This is a genomic window from Bacillus sp. FSL K6-0994 (assembly GCF_038630815.1).
Taxonomy (GTDB): Bacteria; Bacillota; Bacilli; order Bacillales; family Bacillaceae; genus Bacillus; species Bacillus safensis.
Window position 1 is genome coordinate 3,171,869 of sequence record NZ_CP152043.1, and the last position, 21,382, is coordinate 3,193,250.

General features: G+C 40.2%; 18 protein-coding genes and 1 other annotated feature. Of the genes, 8 read left to right on the forward strand and 10 right to left on the reverse strand.

Annotation, left to right across the window (positions count from 1 at the left end; genetic code table 11):
• Positions 1-3: 3 nt before the first annotated feature.
• Positions 4-1,989, reverse strand: coding sequence for an excinuclease ABC subunit UvrB (uvrB, locus tag MHB69_RS16635; protein WP_342495788.1), 1,986 nt, complete (start codon positions 1,987-1,989; stop codon positions 4-6).
• Between the two features lie 293 nt (positions 1,990-2,282).
• Entirely contained in the window at positions 2,283-2,528 is a 246-nt protein-coding gene (locus tag MHB69_RS16640) for a CsbA family protein (RefSeq protein ID WP_034281059.1), read from the reverse strand.
• Positions 2,529-2,809: 281 nt separating this feature from the next.
• On the opposite strand from MHB69_RS16640, the gene MHB69_RS16645 reads away from it, so the two are divergent.
• From MHB69_RS16645 to MHB69_RS16670, 6 genes are all read left to right on the forward strand, one after another.
• Complete coding sequence (locus MHB69_RS16645; protein WP_101676514.1) at positions 2,810-5,341, forward strand: PEP/pyruvate-binding domain-containing protein; 2,532 nt, start codon at positions 2,810-2,812, stop codon at positions 5,339-5,341.
• 90 nt (positions 5,342-5,431) lie between these two features.
• The gene (locus MHB69_RS16650) at positions 5,432-6,004 is read left to right on the forward strand and encodes a TetR/AcrR family transcriptional regulator (protein ID WP_034281062.1); all 573 of its coding nucleotides are present in this window, start codon (positions 5,432-5,434) and stop codon (positions 6,002-6,004) included.
• Positions 6,005-6,044: 40 nt separating this feature from the next.
• Positions 6,045-7,379 (forward strand): MFS transporter, encoded by a 1,335-nt coding sequence (locus tag MHB69_RS16655; RefSeq protein ID WP_101676515.1) that lies wholly within the window; start codon positions 6,045-6,047, stop codon positions 7,377-7,379.
• A gap of 273 nt (positions 7,380-7,652) precedes the next feature.
• Positions 7,653-8,636, forward strand: coding sequence for a YncE family protein (locus tag MHB69_RS16660; protein ID WP_144496408.1), 984 nt, complete (start codon positions 7,653-7,655; stop codon positions 8,634-8,636).
• Positions 8,633-9,319: a response regulator transcription factor gene (locus tag MHB69_RS16665; RefSeq protein WP_101676518.1), complete on the forward strand. Its 687-nt coding sequence runs from the start codon at positions 8,633-8,635 to the stop codon at positions 9,317-9,319. The genes MHB69_RS16660 and MHB69_RS16665 overlap by 4 nt, the downstream gene beginning before the upstream one ends.
• Positions 9,316-10,731, forward strand: a complete 1,416-nt coding sequence (locus tag MHB69_RS16670) for a HAMP domain-containing sensor histidine kinase (protein WP_101676519.1) — start codon at positions 9,316-9,318, stop codon at positions 10,729-10,731. The genes MHB69_RS16665 and MHB69_RS16670 overlap by 4 nt, the downstream gene beginning before the upstream one ends.
• 193 nt (positions 10,732-10,924) lie before the next feature.
• On the opposite strand, the gene MHB69_RS16675 is transcribed toward MHB69_RS16670, so the two are convergent.
• Together MHB69_RS16675 and MHB69_RS16680 are read right to left on the reverse strand one after the other, a co-directional pair.
• On the reverse strand, positions 10,925-12,274 hold the full coding sequence (locus tag MHB69_RS16675) for an amino acid permease (RefSeq protein WP_070326073.1): 1,350 nt from the start codon (positions 12,272-12,274) through the stop codon (positions 10,925-10,927).
• A gap of 75 nt (positions 12,275-12,349) precedes the next feature.
• Positions 12,350-12,575, reverse strand: a binding site (T-box leader).
• A gap of 89 nt (positions 12,576-12,664) precedes the next feature.
• Positions 12,665-13,339, reverse strand: a complete 675-nt coding sequence (locus tag MHB69_RS16680; RefSeq protein ID WP_024423594.1) for an NAD(P)H-dependent oxidoreductase — start codon at positions 13,337-13,339, stop codon at positions 12,665-12,667.
• Positions 13,340-13,566: 227 nt separating this feature from the next.
• Here MHB69_RS16680 and MHB69_RS16685 point away from each other — a divergent pair, with 227 nt between their 5' ends.
• Entirely contained in the window at positions 13,567-13,932 is a 366-nt protein-coding gene (locus MHB69_RS16685; RefSeq protein WP_024423595.1) for a winged helix-turn-helix transcriptional regulator, read from the forward strand.
• Between the two features lie 9 nt (positions 13,933-13,941).
• On the opposite strand, the gene MHB69_RS16690 is transcribed toward MHB69_RS16685, so the two are convergent.
• The 3 genes from MHB69_RS16690 to MHB69_RS16700 form a co-directional block, all read right to left on the reverse strand.
• Positions 13,942-15,129 (reverse strand): PDZ domain-containing protein, encoded by a 1,188-nt coding sequence (locus MHB69_RS16690; protein WP_024426241.1) that lies wholly within the window; start codon positions 15,127-15,129, stop codon positions 13,942-13,944.
• A gap of 68 nt (positions 15,130-15,197) precedes the next feature.
• On the reverse strand, positions 15,198-15,551 hold the full coding sequence (locus tag MHB69_RS16695) for a swarming motility protein SwrAA (RefSeq protein WP_007500014.1): 354 nt from the start codon (positions 15,549-15,551) through the stop codon (positions 15,198-15,200).
• 344 nt (positions 15,552-15,895) lie between these two features.
• Positions 15,896-17,344, reverse strand: a complete 1,449-nt coding sequence (locus MHB69_RS16700) for a S41 family peptidase (RefSeq protein ID WP_342495789.1) — start codon at positions 17,342-17,344, stop codon at positions 15,896-15,898.
• A 153-nt stretch (positions 17,345-17,497) separates the two neighbouring features.
• On the opposite strand from MHB69_RS16700, the gene MHB69_RS16705 reads away from it, so the two are divergent.
• Positions 17,498-18,238 (forward strand): sulfite exporter TauE/SafE family protein, encoded by a 741-nt coding sequence (locus MHB69_RS16705; protein ID WP_024423598.1) that lies wholly within the window; start codon positions 17,498-17,500, stop codon positions 18,236-18,238.
• Positions 18,239-18,287: 49 nt separating this feature from the next.
• Here MHB69_RS16705 and MHB69_RS16710 read toward each other — a convergent pair whose 3' ends face one another.
• From MHB69_RS16710 to ftsE, 3 genes are all read right to left on the reverse strand, one after another.
• The gene (locus tag MHB69_RS16710; protein ID WP_024423599.1) at positions 18,288-19,550 is read right to left on the reverse strand and encodes a M23 family metallopeptidase; all 1,263 of its coding nucleotides are present in this window, start codon (positions 19,548-19,550) and stop codon (positions 18,288-18,290) included.
• 110 nt (positions 19,551-19,660) lie between these two features.
• Complete coding sequence (gene ftsX, locus MHB69_RS16715; protein ID WP_034281079.1) at positions 19,661-20,551, reverse strand: permease-like cell division protein FtsX; 891 nt, start codon at positions 20,549-20,551, stop codon at positions 19,661-19,663.
• Positions 20,544-21,230 carry a cell division ATP-binding protein FtsE gene (gene ftsE, locus MHB69_RS16720; protein WP_024423601.1) on the reverse strand — a complete coding sequence of 229 codons (687 nt, stop codon included), beginning with the start codon at positions 21,228-21,230 and terminating at the stop codon, positions 20,544-20,546. The genes ftsX and ftsE overlap by 8 nt, the downstream gene beginning before the upstream one ends.
• Between the last annotated feature and the right edge of the window lie 152 nt (positions 21,231-21,382).

Sequence of the window (21,382 nt, forward strand, 5' to 3'; positions counted from 1 at the left end):
CAATCATCCTTCCGCTTTTAGCTCTAGCAGTAGATCTCTTAATTCTGCTGCTTTTTCAAAATCAAGCGCTTTTGCTGCATCTTTCATTTCCATCTCGACTTTTTCGATCACTTTTTCTCGTTCTTTTTTGCTCATTTTCGAAAGTTTTGGTGCTGCTTTTGTTTCATATTCTTCTGAATCCTCATGTATCTTTGTCGCCTTAATGACATCTCGAATTTTCTTATGGATCGTTTGCGGTGTAATCCCGAATTTCTCGTTATATGCTTCTTGCTGTTCTCGTCTTCGCTTCGTTTCTTGAATCGCAATGTCCATCGATTTCGTCATATTGTCTGCATACATAATGACCCGGCCTTCTGCATTTCTCGCTGCACGGCCAATCGTCTGGATGAGGGATATTTCAGAGCGTAAAAAGCCTTCTTTATCCGCATCTAAAATGGCCACGAGCGACACTTCTGGAATATCCAGTCCTTCACGAAGAAGGTTGATTCCAACAAGCACATCATATTTACCGAGACGCAGATCACGGATAATCTCAATCCGCTCAAGGGTCTTAATCTCTGAATGCAGGTAATTCACCTTGATTCCGATTTCTTTTAAGTAATCTGTGAGATCCTCAGACATTTTCTTCGTCAGTGTTGTCACGAGCACACGCTCATTTTTCTCAACTCGTGCATGAATTTCTCCAATTAAGTCATCAATTTGTCCTTCAATCGGACGAACTTCAATAATTGGATCAAGTAATCCTGTTGGACGGATAATTTGTTCCACAACCTCTGGTGTTTTCTCAAGCTCGTATGGACCAGGCGTTGCTGATACATGCACAATATGATTGATATGCTTTTCAAACTCATCAAAGGTGAGCGGTCTGTTATCAAGTGCTGATGGCAGGCGGAATCCGTGATCAACCAACACTTGCTTTCTAGCTTGGTCCCCGTTGTACATGGCGCGGATTTGCGGAATCGTCACATGCGACTCATCGACAACAATCATAAAATCATCTGGGAAATAATCAAGCAGTGTGTAAGGTGTTGAACCAGGAGGACGCAAGGTCAGATGTCTTGAATAGTTCTCAATTCCTGAACAAAAGCCCATCTCTCTCATCATCTCAAGGTCATATCTTGTCCGCTGCTCAAGGCGCTGCGCTTCAAGCAATTTTCCATTTTCACGAAGCTTTTCAAGCTGTTCTTCTAGCTCTTGTTCAATATTAATAATGGCTTTTTCCATTTTTTCTTCTCTTGTGACGAAGTGAGATGCTGGGAAAATCGCCACATGATCACGATCACCAAGTATTTCTCCAGTCAGCGCATCCACTTCACGAATACGTTCAATTTCATCACCGAAAAACTCCACTCTGATACAATGCTCATCTCGTGAAGCAGGAAAAATCTCAACGACGTCTCCTCGGACTCGGAAGGTTCCGCGCTGAAAATCTATATCATTACGAGAATACTGAATATCCACCAGCTTACGAAGAAGCTGATTGCGTTCAATCTCCATTTCAGTACGCAAAGACAGCACAAGCTCTCTGTATTCCTCTGGCGAACCTAAGCCATAAATACAGGACACACTGGCAATGATGATGACATCTCTTCTCTCAAATAACGAGGACGTAGCCGAGTGTCTCAGCTTATCAATCTCATCATTGATGCTGGCATCCTTCTCAATAAATGTATCGGTCTGAGGCACATATGCCTCTGGCTGATAATAATCATAGTAACTCACAAAATATTCAACAGCGTTATTCGGAAAAAATTCCTTAAATTCGCTGTATAACTGACCGGCAAGTGTCTTATTATGCGCAATGACAAGTGTCGGTTTGTTCACTTCTTTAATCAGGTTGGAGACAGTAAAGGTCTTTCCCGTACCTGTAGCACCTAACAGCGTTTGATGCTGTTTCCCCTGATGGATCCCCTCAACAAGCTTTTCAATCGCCTTTGGCTGATCTCCTTGGGGCTGATAGTTAGAAACTAATTCAAAGCGGTCACTCACATCAAAGCCTCCGTTTCGTTTACGAAATCTATCTAATGAATATATTATCATAAAAGAACACAAAAATACGAACTAAAGTTCGGCTCTTACTTGATTTTTATTTCCAATACAGTCATACCCTCTCTCCCATGGCAAATAACCCTCTTAAGAAAACCTTCCTTTCAGTATGGAACATTTTGGAGTGAGATATTCGATGGGCAGAAAAAGAAAGCTGCGCTTACTAGAAATCGTAAGCACAGCTCTTGTTTAAAACATGTCAATTTTCAGCCATCATGCTCTTGATGGCGATGACATCATTGATTTTTTTCAGCTTTCTCTCTTTTTTCGATTTCTTTCTTAGCCATAAACAAAGCCCCAGCTACTAAAGAAATAATATCTAATCCCACAATAAAGTAGGTTTCTGTATATCCCTTCATGTACGAAGCAAATAAAAGCGCTGCTGTTAACGCAATGCCCACGTAATGATTGTAAGTAACCTTTGAAAATAAAATAACGAGCAGGAAAGGAAAAACTAGTGCAAATATGGCTTTTGTAATCACAAAAACCCTCCCTCTTCATGGTCTACTTCCTTGATTATAGTAAAGATTGGCATAATGAACAATTCACAGTTTTCAATTTCGCCTTTTTTCTTCATGTTCGGAGACTTTTGTTGTAGAAGAAGAAGGAAATTAGTGAGATTGTCCCCTTTGTAAAGATAGGTCTTTCCGTCTTTGACAATAACATCCAATCAATTCTATGATTAAAATGATAGTGCGCACTATCATTTTGAAAAATAGAGAGACATACAAACCATTGGCTATTTGGATAAGGGGGCATTCCCATGTATTCAGTTTTATTTCATGCGGCTGAAGAATCCGCATCACTCGCAGGGGCAAAAGGCCTGAATTTAATCAAATTAAACAATCACGGCCTGCCAGTCCCAGATGGATTTATTATCAAAACCAACAGCTTTGCAAGCTTTCTTTCATATCACAATCTGCAGCCAGCAGAACAAAACCTTTCTCAAAAAATCAAAGAAGCATCGTTTCCTTTACAAATGGAAGCAGAGCTGCTTTCGTCCTTTCAATCCTTGCGGAAGACTTACCCCTCAGTTGCAGTCAGATCCTCTTCTGTTGCTGAAGATCTCGAAGGCGCCTCATTTGCAGGACAGTACGAGACCTATTTAAATATCAAAACAAATGAAGAGTTTTTACAGGCAGTCAAAGAATGCTGGTCTTCTTATTTTGCAGCGAGGGTCACAGAATATAAGGAAGAGATGAATGAAAACGAGGAAGAGATGCCGCTCATGGCCGTTGTCGTTCAAGGATTGATCCATTCTGACGTCTCCGGTGTCATCTTTAGTGAGAATCCCGTATCGGGGAAAACAAATGAAATGATGCTGACCGCAAGCTACGGATTGGGAGAAGCAATTGTCTCCGGTCTTGTGACACCAGACACGTTTATTGTAGATAAAGAGAACTTTTCGATTGAAAAAACACTTGGGGCGAAAGAGCTGCAAATTGTTCCTTTCCAAGAGGGTGTCATCGAGGAGCCGGTATCGGAGGAAATGGCTGGCCAGTTTTGCCTGAACGATGATCAATTGAAAGAAATCACACAAATCACGAAACAAGTAGAAGAACTTTACGGACATGGAGTCGATATCGAATTCGGAATTGCAGGTGGGTCGTTTTATTTACTTCAAGCAAGGCCGATTACTACAGCTCTTCCAAAAGCAGTAAATGAAACAGCAGGTGCTTCTTTTCAAATGAAACCAGAAGAGCTTCAGGATTTCTGGATTTCAATGGATGATCATATGCCTGGTCCAACGAGCCCTCTTTTCTCAAGTCTGATCATACCAGCCTTAAAAAGCGGGATGAAGAAAAATGGAGAAAAGTATCAAGTACCTGATATGAACATCAAAGATATTAAGCTTTACAGAGGCCACCTATACTCAGCACCGGATCTGCCACAAGCGGAAGAGGGAGCTGCACCCGTTTTTGATGAAAGTATATTTGAGTTATTTCCACATTTAAGTGAACGGATGTATGAGATTCTAGAGAAAAATTTCTTTCCATTTTACGAAAAACTCGATCGCCAAATGAATGAACCTATGACCATTGAAAAAGCCATCATTGGCTTTGAAGAATTAAAGGATTTTTATATCCAAGCATATGATGATCATTTTGATATCGTCATACCACAAGTCATTCTATCAGCCATCATTGAAGACATGCTTGTCACGTATACTGGTGACCAAACCCAAGTCGTCTTGCTTCATGAAATGATGATAGGTGTGATGAACAAATCTCTTGAAACAGACAAGGTGCTATCTGATATCGCAAAGGATGTCCTTCAAGATCCAGAACTTCACCAAGCATTTATTCATCATGAAAAGAACTCGGAGCTGTTACATGCGCTCAATCACTCGGAAAAAGGAAGGCATTTCATTTCGAAATTGGAGGGTTTTCTCCAAGTTTACGGCTGGCGATCTATTAAAAGTCATGACCTTACAGATGAGACTTGGGCAGAAAACCCAGAGTTTATATTAGATATCATCAGAAATAATATCCATTGCCATTGTGATTTTGATGAAGAATTTGCAAAAGCAGTTATCAAAAGACAAGAGACGTATAAACATTTTATCAATCAAGTGAAGGATGAATCGTTTAAAACAAAATTTGAGACGCTGTATCAATTTGCCCTTCAAGCAGCGAATATCCGAGATGACCACCACTTCTACATTGATGCCATGTTAGATGCAAAGGCCCGGGTATATCTATTAAAAATTGGTGAACTTCTTGTACAAAAAGGAGCCATTCCTCATCAAGAAGATCTTTGGTATCTCTACGATGAAGAGGTACAAAAAGCGCTCACAACGTCTATCTCATTTAATTCGGTTATCCAGCAAAGAAAGATAGAAATGAAGGAAAATGAAGACATTCAACCACCGGCTTACATTGGCACACCAACTGAAGCTGAACTGCAGCAAGTAGAAAGAATGCTTGGTTCATTAAGAGAAAATGAAAACAACACACACGATGTGATCCATGGAATTGGCGCATCCAGCGGTATTGTTTCTGGAAGAGTAAAAGTCATTACATGTGCTGACGAATTCTCACAATTTCAAAAGGATGATATTTTAGTTTGTAAAACGACCACACCTTTATGGACGAGCTTATTTAGAGATGCAAAAGCAGTCATCACCGATGCTGGAGGCATTTTATCTCATTCAGCTATTATCGCAAGAGAGTATATGATACCAGCTGTCTTAGGTACTAGAATAGCAACTGAAACACTTCAATCCGGTGACCTTGTGACAGTAGATGGCAGCAATGGACGCATTCAGATTTTAAAGCAGCATTCGCGTGTATAAACTTATCATTTTGGATGATATTGGCGGCCATAGGTTTTATCGGTATACTTACTTTGTTGCAAACACATTCATAACCTGAGGTGAGTATGCTTGTTAAAATCTACAAATCAACGAATCATTCGCGCAACAATGGATTTATTAACTGAAAAGGGCTATCAAAAAACAACAACCAAAGAAATAGCGACAAAAGCGAATGTGAGTGAAGCAACTATTTTTCGCAACTTTAAAAACAAACGCGGCGTCATTGCTGCCATTATGAAAATGAAATCAACACCGACAAAAATCCTAGAAGCAGAATTCAAAGGCGATTTATACACCGATTTGAAGTTTCTCGGTACCTATTTCCTTGAAGATTTGACTTCCAAAAAAGAATTTATTTATATCAGCATGCGAGAACCGGCTATGTTTAAGGATTTAACCAGTCATGAAAAGATTTACCCTCAAGAACTGAGAGAAATGCTCATACAATATTTCAAAAAGATGGGTGCCGAGCATCATGTATTAAAAGGAAATGAAGACATTTATGCAGACATCTTCATTAGTACGTATTTCGGATTTTTCATTCAGCAGCTAGAGCAAGATTTTCAACTCGTTCTCACACAAAAAGAAGATTTTATTGAAATATGCACACACATTTTCATGAGAGGAATTTCTCCCGCTTAAAGGGTGGAATTCTTCTTTTTTACAAAAGGTGGTATACACATTGAGGTTAAAAAAAGAGAGTTTCGTCATCTATTCTTTGTTGCTTGGAGCTATACTAGTTCCCGTCAATTCAACGATGATCGCTGTCGCTCTATCATCCATATCAACTTATTATGATCAATCTCTTGCAAACATCACTTGGGTTGTCACGATTTACCTTATTGTCATGGCAGTCACTCAACCTATCGCTGGTAAGTTAGGAGATATATACGGACACAGGCGAATGTATTTAATTGGGGTCATGCTCTTTTTAATTGGCTCAATTGGATGTGCTTTAGCTCCTAATCTAGCTTTTCTCATCACTTTTCGTTCCATTCAAGCAGCTGGCGGTGCTATTTTAACACCGAATAGCATTGCATTGATTCGTGCAACAGTATCCCCCGAAAAACTGTCTAAAACAATGGGGTATTTTGGATTTGGAGCCGGTATTGGTGCCGCACTTGGACCTTTTATTGGTTCGATTCTTATTCAGAGTTTTGATTGGCACTCTATATTCTTTGTCAATATCCCATTCTTGTTCCTTACACTTGTTACCGGCGTATTACTCATTCCGAAAACAAAGCATACCCGCTTACAAGCAAATGTAGACATCACTGGTTCAATATACTTAACCATCGGGATTGCCACACTCATTCTATGCACTAAAAGCCAATTGCTAAATGAATACTTGATCTATGGAATTCTAGCGTTGATCGTGATTCCTTTATTCTTTAAACATGTACGGAAAGTAAAAAATCCGATCATCGATTTGTCACTTTTTAAAAACAGTTCATTTACAAATGCGAACCTGTCAATCATGCTAAGTAATTTTGTGATGTATGCCATCCTTCTGATTATGCCGCTGTTTATGGAGCAACAACTTGCACTTTCTCATACACAAAGCGGTATTATTCTATCAGTATTTTCTCTTTGCATGTCTATTAGCGGCTTGTTAGGGGCAAGACTCCATCCGAAAAAAGGCGCGAAAAAAATGATTGGCTTTTCATTTCTCTGCCTCACTTTATCAGGCATCATGTTAATCACACTGAGTCAGTACCCTACCTTACCTCTGCTTATCGTGACACTTGTCGCAGGTGGAATTTCATCAGGTATTGGGATGACCAGTATGCAGATGGCTTCTTTAACGTCTGTTGATCAAAGCTTATCTGGTTCAGCATCTGGTATTTTCTCTACCTTTCGATATTTTGGCAGTATCATTTCGTCTACATTGATTGGGATCATGAGTGGTTTTCAATCTTTATTTATTGTATTAATGGGTGCAGGCATTCTTGGTTTCTTTTTATCTCAACGTGTAAGAACCAAATCCACCTCCCCATCATCCGAACATTCCGCCTAATGACTCCCTTGCTCTATGTTTCTTTAGAGCGGGGAGTTTTCGTCATTTGTATCACTGTAAACTATAGCGAGTGCATCCATCAAATCCTGAAAATCATCTTTTAAGAAAGAAAAAATGGCATATGATCCAGACAAAAAAGGAACTTCAGGTACAAATGGTCTCCCTCACTTACCTAAAAGCTTTTTTTCATTCTTTCAGCATAGATAACTTCAATTTTTTTTCACAATTTTTGTGGTATGATTTTGAAAATAGAGAAAGCAAAGGAGCGGAAGAATGGAACGTGTGAAATATGTTTTGATCTGTTTATCAGCTCTACTTTTATTCGTTACAGGCTGTGGAAAAGAACAGCAATTTACGCCGCCAGGCAGCTCTCAATCCATCGCTGTCATCTCTCAATTAAAAAAAGCCTCCTTTTCAATAGTTGATATACAAAAAAATAAAATGCTCTCTTCTGTGGATTTAAAACACCCACTCACTGATCTTATTCAAATCAATAAAGACGTCATCATCGCTACTAGTAAAGAGGGAGAATCCCTTATCGAAATTAATCTAAAACACGGGACAGCAGCAGATTATATGAATGTGGATAAAGGACTGACTTCCCTTACATATGATGCAGCTTCTCATACATTAATCGCTGCCAACTCACAGAAAAATGTCGTTTATTTTATTGATACGGAGCGCAAAAAAATAAAATCGACTGTAAAAACTGGAAAATCACCTTCTTCTATGACTCTTTCTTCGTCAGGTATTTTATTTGTTTTAAATGCAGAAAGTCATACTGTCTCCGTCATAGATATTGAAAAGGAAAAAAATATACGTACGTTTTCTGTACTTGAACGGCCTTCTGGGATTCATTTTGATGGACAGTCCATTTGGATCGGCGGTCATGGTAAACAAGGCACCTTAAATAAGAGTATTTTTGCTTATGACCCTAAAACAGGCAAGAAACAGCGAGAAATAAAGCTAGGCGTTATGCCTGTTGCATTTTTTCCAGAGAAAAATTCTTCTACTTTATATGTACTATGTCATGGAGATCATACGCTATACAAAGTAGATACCAAAACAAATAAACAGCTTGCTTCTGTTGAAACTGGTCAAAATCCGAATTATATCACTGCTGATACGTCATCAATTTATGTGAGTAACTTGGATGACAATTCAGTATCCATCATCGATAAACACTCATTTATCATGAAAAATCAACTGAATGTCCCATCAGGACCTTACGCTATCGTGTTGGAGGAAAAGAAATGAAGGAACAAATGCGTATTTTAATCGTAGATGATGAGCTTGATATGCTTGAGTTAATCGGATCTTTTTTAAAGAGACATGGCTTTCACATTATCACTGCGAATAATGGAAAAGATGCCTTGCATCAGCTTGAAAAGGAATCTGTTGATCTTGTTGTATTAGATATCATGATGCCTGACATGGATGGATTTGAAGTCTGTCAGCGTATTCGACAAACATCTCAAATACCGATTTTATTTTTAACAGCGAGGAGTTATGAAGAGGACCGTATTAGAGGACTTGAAATTGGAGCGGATGACTACATCATGAAGCCTTTCAGTCTGCGTGAGCTTGCAGCAAGAATTGAAACAACCCTGAGACGAATTAGAGGTCTTTCGCTAAAGCGCAACCGAATACAGATTGGTGACATGGAGATTGATCAAGATGGCAGACAAGTTTACCTCCATCAACAGCCCGTTAATTTAACAAGAAGAGAATTTGATTTACTCATGTTTCTTTTGCTCAACCAAGGACAAGTGTTTTCACGAGAACACCTTTATCAAAAATTGTGGGAATCACATTCAATGAGCGGCTCTTTAAGAACAGTCGATACACATATCAAAACGCTGCGACTAAAGTTAAAGGAAGCAGAACGATATATTAAAACCGTTTGGGGTGTCGGCTATAAGTTTGAGGAGGAAGAATGAAGCCATTATCGATTAAAAAGAAAGTACTCTTCTTAATTCTTGCAGTGATCGGAATCGTTGCAGCCTCAGCGCTTGCCCTTACCTTTTACTTATACCAGCACTTATATATTGATAAACAGATTGATTCCTTAAGTTTGCAAGGTAAGAAGCTTGCAGAAATCTATCACACACACGGGAAAGACAAGTATTTTACCGACAGAATGAAATGGGCAAATGACTCAAGTCAGGCGAACGTTATTTTCACAGATGATCCAATGGAGCTTTCAAGCGGTCTTCCTTTTGATACGAACACAAATGATAATCTCATTACGTTCAAGGAACGCCAAAAGCTCCTTCAAGGTGAAACCGTCGTGTTAATTAGAGAACACCCACAGTTTCACCAAGATATTCTTGGCATCGCCATCCCTGTTTTCTCAAGCAATGATGATCTATCGGGAACTATTTTCCTCTCCATGCCATTATCAGATGTATATGAACCCTTTGTCCAAATTAGATTGACGCTGGCTATATCCATCTCATTGATTCTGCTCCTGATATTTTTAATCGGATATAAGAGCTCCAATCACATTGTACAGACAATAAATAAAATGAAAGAAATTGCAATGGAAATGGAATCTGGTGATTTCTCAAAACGAATGGCCGTAACCAAAAAAGGAGACGAGTTAAACCAGCTTAGCCGCTCCTTTAATAAACTGTCTTCAACCCTCGAAAAAGTTGAGCAGCACCGCAGGGAATTTCTTGCGAATGTCTCTCACGAACTTAGAACGCCTTTAAGTTATATGAAAGGCTATGCAGAAGGAATTGAAGAAGGGGTCATTGATCAAAAAAAGGGGATGCAAATCATCCAAGATGAGGCCACACGTTTAAGCCGGCTTGTGCACGATCTTTTAGATCTTGCACAGTTAGAAGGTGACTCTTATCCACTTACGATGGAGCCAGTCGTCTTTGCACAGCTCATCCACGATGTTCTTGATCAAATGGCATTCATCGCTGACAAAAAAAGCATTACTTTCAAACGAACGCTTGAAGAGGATTGTATTGTTTATGGTGATAGCGACCGTCTCCAACAAGTGATACGTAATTTACTGGACAATGCCATTCATTACACGCCATCTGGGAAATCAATATCGATTGAATTACAAGTTCACCAAGGTGTTGCTGAATTGAAAGTGACCGACGAAGGCAGCGGTATTCCAAAAGAAGATCTTCCACATGTTTCTGAGCGATTTTATCGTGTAAATAAAGCACGAACAAGAAAGGATGGCGGCTCTGGCCTTGGACTAGCCGTTGTCTATCAAATCATCAAAAAACATCATGGAACATTCGACATTCAATCTGAGCCTGGCATTGGTACGACAGCCATCATTCAGCTGCCAAATACTCCTTTCACTGAAGACGTGCCAACCAAATAACAAAAGAGATGAAGACTACCTATGAGAATCAGCTGTCTACATTTGAACAGTCTTCTTAACAACCACTATTTTTAATCCCTTTTTCATCACATATTCTATTTTTCAAAAGGGAGAGCTGAATGCTTCATTCACGAAATACTATCTCAAAAAAAGCGTGCAAGACCTTCTTGAGAACGTCCTGCACGCTTTTAAATCAAACAGCTGTTTCAAACCGCTTTCTGTTGATGAAGAAAGAAAGAGTAATAATCAGATAAATGCCCATTGTGACCATCGTTTGGACAATTGGAGTTGTTGACACAACGCCGATGAAAATGGCAATGATCGCAATCACAGAAAACCATGTTGTGAAAGGATACAGCTTCACGCGATATCCTCCTGGTTCTGCTACACTTCGAGATTTTAAATGACCGACAGCAATAATAAACCAAATGAATAAGACCGTATAGCTTAAAGATCCCATTAAATAATTAAAGGTTTGACTTCCTACAAAAAGAGAAATCAATACAGCAGCATACAATGTAGATGTACACACTAGGATCGCTCTGACAGGCACCTGCTGTTTTGATAGCTTTGAGAAGCCCTTCCATATACGCCCATCCATCGCTTGCGTATAAAGTACCCTTGAGGATGCGTACAGCCCAGAGTTCATAGAAGACAAGATCGCTAATAAAATGATACCGTTCATGATGTCACTTGCGTATGGCACGCCAATCGTTGCAAACACGGTGACGAATGGACTCACTTGCTCATTGTTTACTTGATTCCAGGGAATCAAGCTGACGATGATGAAGAACGGCAGTACATAGAAACCGATGATTCGTACAAATGTACTTTGAATGGCCTTTGGGATGACTTTTTCAGGGTTTTTTGTTTCTGCTAATGTGACCCCGATCATTTCAGTCCCGCCATATGAATACACCACCACAAGCATGGCCGCAATTAAGCCGCCTGTTCCATTCGGGAAAAATCCTCCGTGGTCGGTTAAGTTGGATAATCCCGGTGCAGCATGCTGACCAAATGAGACAAACAGCATGGTTAACCCAATGATAATAAATAAAATAATGACAGCAATTTTAATAGAAGCTAACCAGTACTCCGTCTCAGCAAACATTTTAACAGAACAAACATTGATCAATGTCACAACAAGTGAAATGATTAACACAAGTATCCAAATCGGCACCTGTGGGAACCAGTACTGAATAAAGATCGCAGATACGATTGCTTCTGCTGCAATGTTCAGCACCCACATTTTCCAGTATATCCAGTCTAAGAAATAAGCCGGATATTTCCCTAACACCGGTTCAATTAAATCACGGAATGTTCTTGCGCCAGGTCGTGCAACCGTCATTTCGGCAAGTCCTTGCATAATAAATAATAAAATAAGACCACCAATCATATATGCCAAAATGACAGCAGGACCTGCGATATCAATAGCGGAGCTGCTTCCTTTAAACAGACCAGCACCTATTGCACCACCAAGTGCGAGCATCATAATATGCCTTGACGTCATTGTTCGTTTTAACTGCACATGTTCCTTTTCCATTTTCTATAGCTCCTTTAAATTTGAATCTTCAGACAAATATAGGATAAAAACATATAAAAAGGCCAGTCATCTCCTTGAAGAGACGACTGACCTTGCAACCGCGTTACCACTCTAATTGATTCAGCCATAGCTGAATCCAACTTAAAACCCGTTAACGGAGGTCACACGTAAAGACTTACTATTCATTCAGTCTTACCGCTCTTTGAGCGAGTTCAATGATTCGTTTTACTGCGTTGCACCAACCCGCAGCTCTCTTAAAAAAACGGATGTTCATCTACTATTCTCAAGTCAAAGCGTTTATAGTCAATTTGTATATTCATCAAAGATTTTATTTTTTAAATATACTGACTAACCACGCAATTGTCAACATCCTTTTTCAGACATTCTCTTTTAACGAATCCAAACAGCTACTTCATCCATTGGACGGCGCGTTTTGCCGCGCTTTGGCTCGGTGACACGATAACCAAAGGCTGCCATGACAGAAATATCATACTGGCCATCCTCAAGCAGCCCTTCTTCATCTAGAATGCGATGAATCTCATCGTAGCTGAATCCCTCGACTGGGCATGAATCAATGCCAATTTGTGCAGCAGCTGTCATCATGTTTCCAAGGGCAATATACGTTTGTTTTGAAGCCCAATCAAAGAGCGTACGTTCATTTTCTAACAAATGAAGATCATTCTCTTGGAATTCTTGGTAGCGTCCCTTCACCATCTCGAACGTTTCGTCTGACATTCCTTTGATTTGCTTGTTGATGTATTCTGCATATGCTGAATCATAACGGGCGTCTGTTCTTGCCAAGATGATCACAAAATGGCTGGCAGTAGGAAGCTGCTTTTGCGCTCCCCATGTATACTCTTTTAATTTTTCTCTAAATGCTTCATTTTGAACAACGAGGAACTTCCAAGGCTCAAACCCTACAGAGCTTGGGGAAAGTCTTCCTGTTTCTAAAATAAATGCAAAATCATCCTCTGGTATTTTTTTCGTTGGATCAAACTCTTTTGTCGCATGGCGGAACTCATACGCCTCAATGATTTCTTTTTTTAATTGCTCTTTGTCTCGCATTGTATTCATCCTTTCTATTAACCAATTAGGGCGTTAGTTTCATCAATCCAATTTCTTTCCATTCTCATTTAGAAATTGTTATGATAAAAAAACAACAGCCCGAATGTGTGATGTGATATCTCTATGGTATAAGAAAAGCTTCGAGTGATTCAAGTACGCACATTTTTGTTCGTTAGTTACCATCTTGTTCGTGTATCACCAAATTTGTCTTAGAAAGGAGTGTTAAGATGAGTGCACCATCCAATCCAGTCAGTATTGTCAATCATGGCTGTCCCGTTTCAGTGACGACAAGTGTCATCGGAGGGAAATGGAAAGGAGTGATCCTTTATCATTTGACTTGCGGACCAAAACGCTACAATGAATTGCGCCGGCTGCTGCCAAGAATTTCTCAGCGTGTCCTCACACTGCAATTGCGTGAGCTTGAACAAGACGGCGTTGTCCATAGAGAAGTCTATGAGGAGGTCCCCCCTCGTGTCGAATATTCACTCACTTCTCTCGGAAATACATTAAAGCCTATCATCTTCGCCATGCGTGAATGGGGCGAATCCTACGGGAAAGAAGCGCGCCCAAAAGAAAAAAGCTGCCATCTCTAGCAGCTTTTTTTAAGATGAAATTGCCGTTGGTTCTTGCTGTGGATCATCCTTCACAAACAGGATGCCAAGCTGATGATGCTCCCCTTCGTAAGAAGCACGTTTCTCAAATCTTGTCTGACCATTTAAGCCAATGATCTCGAGCTTTGTTAGAGCACGATTGGTTTGAAGGGCTTCATAAAATTCCGAAACGGTTTTGACTTCAATTCCATTCACTTTTGTGATGACTTCTCCGATCTCAAGCTTTAAATCAGCCGCTGGTGTATTTGGAATAATCCCCAGCACCATCAGCCCTTGATTACGCTTAGAGAAGTAGAACGGAGCAGCATTGTCATTGACCCTCTGTTTCCATGAGAGAAAGGCTCTTCCTATCACCGCAATCAATACAGCTCCCCAAGCAATCGGTTCAAACCAAATACTTGCAGCACCTAATAAGGCGACAGCGAGTCCGAGCATGAGAATACGCCGCGCTGTAATTTGAATACTAACAATTGGCAGTGAGCCTTGAATTCTCTGACCGAATCCGATGATATATGGAATCAAAATAAATGAAAAGCTTTGATCATGTACTTGAAGCACCGGCCACCATGGCAGAGAAGAAGTGAATTCACCTGCCGGCATCAGCAAAACAAGCGGTAAAAGCCACAGACGGTTTGCCCGCTGCTGACCAATTAAAAGTCCTCTCGCACTCATCACCATAGCAGGCGATGTACGTAAATGCGCCGTTCGATAGGCTAGAATCCCCTCCGTCATTAATAGAAGTCCTAGCAGAATGACAACGGCTGATGCATTCATCATTGAGAGCTGCGGCAGCCAAGAATGACTCACTTGGAAATGCATCAGTCCAAGTGCCGCAATAAAACTGAAACCGAGTGTGTATGCAGACGAAAGCGCACTCGCCTTAAAGAATAAAGAGAAAACGATGGTCATCGCTGCAATCAGCACGATGAATCCAGGGGGGAGGGCAATCCCTAAGCCTACTGAAATAACGGATAGGCAAATCCCTAGAATCCATCCCTTTGAATATGTAAATTTAAGTTCATCGTATACATCTTCTATTCTTGTTTGAAACGCTTTTCTCTCCCGCTTTACGCGGATGTAGCCATGCAATAGGCTGATTAATATCATGAAATAAAAAAGAGGATGGATTAAAAACAGACCGACCGCTTTTAATCCAGCTCCCATCCACTCCGAGCTCATTATCGTTCACCGCCCAAGTCAAGCATTTTCTCTTATTCTATCAAATAAATCGATGCTTGACATCAGGTTTATTTCTCCTGATTCATCCAAAGTGTGACATTCGACAGTGAAAAATCTTTTAAGTAGTGATTGACATCTACATCTAGTATGCCGCCGAGCAGCTGCATCGACCTCTTGATGTCGGTTAAGTTTATACCAAGTCTCTTATGATTATCCATTAAATAATTGAAGTATATCTCAGCACAGTCTTCATCGATTTCGTCGACTGATTCTACCGTTGTGTAATTGACCAAGTACCTGCTTAACAGCATGAGCAGACTTAATGCCTTTGTAGCGGAAAACGTCACATCTTTCGTACGACTCTTAAGTTCCTCTACCAACTCGTAATATTTTTTCTCTCTCACAATACTTGCCCTTTTCAATTGTGTACCCCCATTTACTAGTTCTTTTAAGAAAAGCGCAAACCTCGGTACAGCTTCATGCTCAAGCTGAATATCCGCAAAAAATAAAATATTTAAAATGAGTGCTACTTTTTATTGTAAGAATTATTTATGTAACATACAACTTTCAAAAGTTTCATTTTCATGACATGTTTAAATCAACAGAAAGTCTCTTATATACATATGTTATCGGGTAAAATTGAAGGAATGTTATGTTTTTTGTAAAATAAATGAATATATTTCTCGATATAATTTATTTTTAATCATAAATTATTACATGTTCATGACACTTATGAACCAAAAAAAAGAGGCTATTATTCGCCTCTTTATTTTTTAAGATATAGTGCTTTTAGTGCAGTCTGTAATTGAAGGTCATTTTTTTCGTATGATTTCACTTCATCCACCATTTTGTTCATCATTTCCGCTGTTTTCAAATTAATGACACCTGATTTATCGAGATTGTATGTGCTTTGGAAGGCAAGTACGGCCTTTTTCGTTTCTTCATCAAAGTATCCATCTACTCTGCCAGGGTCAAATGACAATCCCTTTAACAGCGTCTGCGCTTGTCTCACTTCTTCATTGTTCATATCAAGCTGAAGCGGTTCTTTTAGCTGAAGCGGACCTGCGGTAAAGTAATCCGGCTGATGAATCGCAATTGTCGGTACGACCCCTTTTTTGTGAATCCAATTGCCTTTTGGCGTGAGCCATTTATACAGCGTTAATTTAATATTACTTCCATCTCCCATCGGAACCGCCTGCTGCACAGTTCCTTTTCCAAAGGAGACATCACCGACGACTTCATACTTTCCAGCTTCTTTCATGGCCCCAGCAAGTATTTCCGAAGCGGAAGCACTGCCTTTATCAATTAAGACATTGACTGGATAAGGCTTTTGTTCTTTCAGTTTTGAAAAATACCGTTTCCGGTCGCCATTCCGTTCTGCGATTTGAATATAGGGCTGATCCTTCGTAATAAAATGCTTCAAAATATCTTCCACACTTTGCAGATAGCCACCAGGGTTTCCTCTCACATCCAGTACAAGGCCTTCTATGCCCTTTTTCTCGAGCTGTTTCAAGCTTGAAGTGAAATCCTTCGCCGTATCTTCAGAGAAGCTGGAGATCGCAATGTAGCCTGTTTTATGACCATTTACCTCTTTTACAGAGGAAGTCACTGTTTCAAGCGGGATTTCTTCTCGTTTGATATGGAACGTCAGCTCTTTTTCAATCCCGTTTCGTTTGATTGTTAAGGCGACAGACGTTCCTTTTTTTCCTCTTATTTTCAGTACAGCATCGTTTAAGCTTTTTTCTTTCATCGGCTCACCGTCTATGCTGATGACTTCATCTTTCGGCTTTAGACCTGCTTTTGCCGCAGGGGATTTTTTAAAGGCGGAGACAATAATGATCTTTCCTTCATCCATCCCCACTTCTGCCCCAATTCCCTCAAAGGAAGAATCAAGCGAATCAGAAAATTGCTTTGCGGTTTGCTTGTCCATGTATACTGAATACGGATCGTTTAAAGTCGAAAGCATTCCTTGGATCGCGCCTTCAAGCAGCTTTTGCCGATCCACTTCCTCTACATATTCATTTGAAATAAGGTCATAGGCTTTCTCGATCTTTTCCATCCCATTCTCTTTCGCCTTATCACTTGATTGAGCTTGTCCAGCCATTGCAGCTGCTGCTTGCGGTGACTCCGCATGAGTTCCCTCTTTATGCGTCATCACACCTGCACTTATTAAGAGAACGACACTTGCCATAATAGATGCGACTTGTTTTTTCATATTTGGCCTCCTTCTTCAACTCTTCCTGATGACCTGAGTTATTATATGCCAGAAGAAGGGATTTCATGTAAAGACATTCTCCCGTGAAGGCTTGACGAATCATTTTATTAGGTGTAATTTTTATTTTGTTATGATTGAGAAGGAGTCTTCGCTATGTATATTATCTTGACGATGCTTTTATTAGGAATTTTATTAGGTTTTGTAGGAGCAGGCGGGGCAGGATTTGTCATCGCATTGCTTACATTAATTTTTGATATCCCTATTCATACCGCACTCGGGACGTCATTAGCCGCTATGGCATTTACGACACTATCAGGTGCATACAGCCACTACCGGGAAGGGAACATTCAGCTGAAATCTGGTTTGATTGTCGGGGCACTTGCTTGTATCGCTTCTTTTGCTGGGGCTAAGGTTGCTCCTTTTATTCCAGAAGAGAGTCTGCACTATTTAACAGCAGGGATGCTTTTTTTATCCGCTGTTTTTATGATGATCAAACTATTTGTTCTTAATGAAGAGGCTGAGCAGCAGCCGCTTTCTTCTCGTCAGCTGATGACAAGAGGCATTATTTTAGGCCTTGTGTCTGGGATGCTGTCAGGCATGTTTGGTATCGGGTCTGCACCATTCATTCAAGTAGGACTTTTGATTTTACTGAAGCTGTCGATAAGGCAAGCCGTTGGCACGACCATGCTTGTCATTATTCCGATTTCCATCGGCGGTGGAATTGGATATATTTCAGAGGGCTATGTTGATTTTATCTTGCTGATCCAAATATTAATTGGCACCGTATTAGGCGCATTTATCGGCGCGAAATTCACACGCCTTGCACCGAAGCTCTTATTGAAATCAGCTGTTCTGTTAACACCTATTATTGCCGGATTACTGCTGTTATTTTAATTCTATCTAGGTCAAAAAAGCCGATAACATCATGTTATCGGCTTTTTGATTAGCGGATATATTGCGCTGGATTGACTGCATTTGATTTTGCGCCATTCCATAATCCTTTATGAATTTCAAAGTGAAGATGCTGACCATGCGATTGGCCGGTATTTCCCATATATCCAAGGAATTGTCCTTGTTCGACTCTCTGTCCAGTTGACACACTTCTTGTAGACAGGTGGGCGTATACAGTTTGATATGTCTGTCCATTGATATTGTGCGTAATGAACACAACATTTCCGTAGCTCGATGAGTAGCTGGAGTTCGTGACTGTTCCAGATGCTGCTGCATAGACAGGAACTGTGCCTTTTGCTGCAATATCTAATCCGAAGTGGTTTCCGCCAGAACGTCCGCCAAAGCCAGATGAGAAACGCCCTGCAGCTGGTTTAATAAAGCCAGAGCTGCTTGCTGGTGTATCAGATACTTGATCTGAGCCGCCGCTGTGAGGTGCAGGTGCATTTTTTTCAGCTGCTTGTTTTGCTTTCTTCGCTTCTTCCTTTTGTCGGTGTGCTTCCTCAGATTTCACAGCCGCTTTTTGGTTCGCTAGGATTTCTTGTTCATTCTCAAGCTTGCCTAGTTCATCATGTGCATGATTTTTTTTATCTGTCACATCACCTAAAATGTGTTCTTTTTCTTTGTGCTTCTTAGATAAATCTTTTTTCAGTGCTTCTAGCTCTTTCAGAGATGTTTCAAGTCCGCTTAGCTGATTATTTAGCTCTGCTTCTTTTTGCTCCACCAGCTTTAAATCATTTTCATGTTCTGTAATCATGTCTTTGTCTGCTTCGACAATTGTTGTGACAGCTCCAACACGACCGACAAAATCACTAAAGCTGCGAGCACCTAGCAGCACATCTAAATAGTTGATCGTACCGCCGCTTTTTTGCATTGAACGAATCCGGTCTTTGAAAATGGCTTTTCTTTTTTCAATTCGCTCATTGATGACTTGAATGTCTTTTTTTAGCTTCTTGATTTCTTGCTTCGTTTTTTTAACTTCTTTCTCTTTTTCAGCGACTTTTTCAGTTGCAGTACTTACCTTTTGGTCAATTTGTTCAATTTCTTTCTTGAGCTTTGATTCTTTCTTTTCAAGCTTTGCCAGCTCTGATTTCTTCTTCTTCAAGCTTGATTCAGTCTTCGATGTTTTCTCTTCGATTTGTTGACGTTTTTGATCTAGGTCTTCGTATGCGAATGCACGATTCTCGTTCCCTGGAATGTATAGCCACGTTGTTCCAATAAACGCTGCCATTCCAGCCATCATCAGCTTTCTTTTCAAAACGATATTCCCCTCCCATGACAACTGTCGACATGAAGAGCCGACCGGATGAATCGGTTCAACCGGTCACATCTTCTATAGAATCCTCGAATGCTGCCATCAAAATATATTTATACTTTTAAGAATTTACGGATAGACGTTAAGCTTCCCCATACACCAATGATTGCACCGATCACTAGCAGGACCAGTGATACTTGATAGACAAACGGATTGTATGGAAGCATGGAAATAAATGAGCCTTGTACTCTCGGTGCGACCCAGCCAACTGCATATTGATACGTGCCAAGCAATAGGGCAATTGGTATAATGGAACCAAATACACCAAGCAATAATCCTTCAATGAAGAATGGCCAGCGGATAAACCAGTTCGTTGCACCTACCAGCTTCATAATCTCAATTTCTTTACGTCTAGCAAAAATCGTAATTTTGATCGTATTGGAGATTAAGAACATAGCTGTAAATAACAGCCCAATAATGAGCACAATGCCGACATTACGCGCTACTCCAACTACATTGAAGAGTCGGCTGACCTCTTCTTTTCCATAGGTTACTTTATATGTACCCTTTAGGTTTTCTAATTTCTTTGCTACTTTTGGTGTATCGTGAGGATCTGTTGTTTTCACAATAAACGCATCGTTTAATGGATTTTCTTGATCAACAAGTCCCATGGATTGTCCATTTTCTCCGAAGCTTTTAATCAGTGCTTTCAGTTCGTCATCCTTAGATGAGTACTTCACATTACTGATTTCAGGAATCTTTTCAATTTCTGCTTTTAATTCATCCTGTTGCTTTTGATTCGCCGTTAATTCGATTAATACTTTTACTTCTACTTCTTTTTCAGCGTTCGATGCCATGTTATTCAAGTTGAGCATAATCACAAGGAAAACCCCAACTAAAATCAATGTGACAGTAACCGCACTAATTGATGCAAATGTCATCCACGTGTTTCTTCCAAGTGAACGGAAGCTCTCACGTAAATGCCGCGAGAGAGTTTTAATCATAAATTCCGTACTCCCCTCTTGCTTCGTCACGCACAATCATTCCATCTTCGATTGCGATGACGCGTTTCTTCATGGTGTTTACAATTTCTTTGTTGTGTGTCGCCATAACCACTGTTGTTCCGCGGTTATTAATCTCTTCGAGCGTCTTCATGATTTCCCAAGAAGTGTCTGGATCAAGGTTTCCTGTCGGCTCATCTGCAATGACGACCTCAGGGCTATTAACAATCGAGCGGGCGATAGACACACGCTGCTGTTCACCGCCGGACAGCTGGTCAGGAAATTGACGCGCTCTGTGCTTTAGCTGAACCAGATCGAGAACATCAAGCACTTTTTTCTTAATGATATGAGGCTGTTCACCAATCACTTCAAGAGCAAATGCTACGTTCTCAAACACAGTAAGAGTTGGGAGCAGCTTGAAATCTTGGAATACTACGCCAATTTCTCTTCTTACGTAAGGAATTTCTTTTTCCTTCATTGAGCCTAAATCTTTGTTATTAATTAAGATTTGCCCTTTGGTTGGCTTCTCTTCACGATACATCATTTTGATGAAAGTGGATTTACCAGCACCACTGGGACCAACAACATACACAAACTCTCCTGGATGGATAGAGACATTGATTCCATTGATCGCCTTTACGCCATTAGGATAGATCTTGTAGACTTCCTTCATTTGAATCATGTAATCACCTAATCTTTTCTTATTCGCTGACTAACAGCTTATCATGATGTTTTGACACTTCTCGTCAAAAAACGTTATGTATGGTCACGCACATACCCTTCGATACTTACTAACAATTTATGTCCTTTTCATCCAAAAAGATGAAAAAATTG

Excerpts from the sequence above, each read along its gene's own strand:
- ftsX (WP_034281079.1), bottom strand. The coding sequence starts at position 20,551 with ATGATTAAAACTCTCTCGCGGCATTTACGTGAGAGCTTCCGTTCACTT.
- MHB69_RS16690 (WP_024426241.1), bottom strand. The coding sequence starts at position 15,129 with ATGAGCTCGGAGTGGATGGGAGCTGGATTAAAAGCGGTCGGTCTGTTT.
- MHB69_RS16660 (WP_144496408.1), top strand. The coding sequence starts at position 7,653 with ATGGAACGTGTGAAATATGTTTTGATCTGTTTATCAGCTCTACTTTTA.
- MHB69_RS16685 (WP_024423595.1), top strand. The coding sequence starts at position 13,567 with ATGAGTGCACCATCCAATCCAGTCAGTATTGTCAATCATGGCTGTCCC.
- MHB69_RS16645 (WP_101676514.1), top strand. The coding sequence starts at position 2,810 with ATGTATTCAGTTTTATTTCATGCGGCTGAAGAATCCGCATCACTCGCA.
- ftsE (WP_024423601.1), bottom strand. The coding sequence starts at position 21,230 with ATGATTCAAATGAAGGAAGTCTACAAGATCTATCCTAATGGCGTAAAG.
- MHB69_RS16700 (WP_342495789.1), bottom strand. The coding sequence starts at position 17,344 with ATGAAAAAACAAGTCGCATCTATTATGGCAAGTGTCGTTCTCTTAATA.
- MHB69_RS16665 (WP_101676518.1), top strand. The coding sequence starts at position 8,633 with ATGAAGGAACAAATGCGTATTTTAATCGTAGATGATGAGCTTGATATG.
- MHB69_RS16675 (WP_070326073.1), bottom strand. The coding sequence starts at position 12,274 with ATGGAAAAGGAACATGTGCAGTTAAAACGAACAATGACGTCAAGGCAT.
- MHB69_RS16680 (WP_024423594.1), bottom strand. The coding sequence starts at position 13,339 with ATGCGAGACAAAGAGCAATTAAAAAAAGAAATCATTGAGGCGTATGAG.
- MHB69_RS16705 (WP_024423598.1), top strand. The coding sequence starts at position 17,498 with ATGTATATTATCTTGACGATGCTTTTATTAGGAATTTTATTAGGTTTT.
- MHB69_RS16670 (WP_101676519.1), top strand. The coding sequence starts at position 9,316 with ATGAAGCCATTATCGATTAAAAAGAAAGTACTCTTCTTAATTCTTGCA.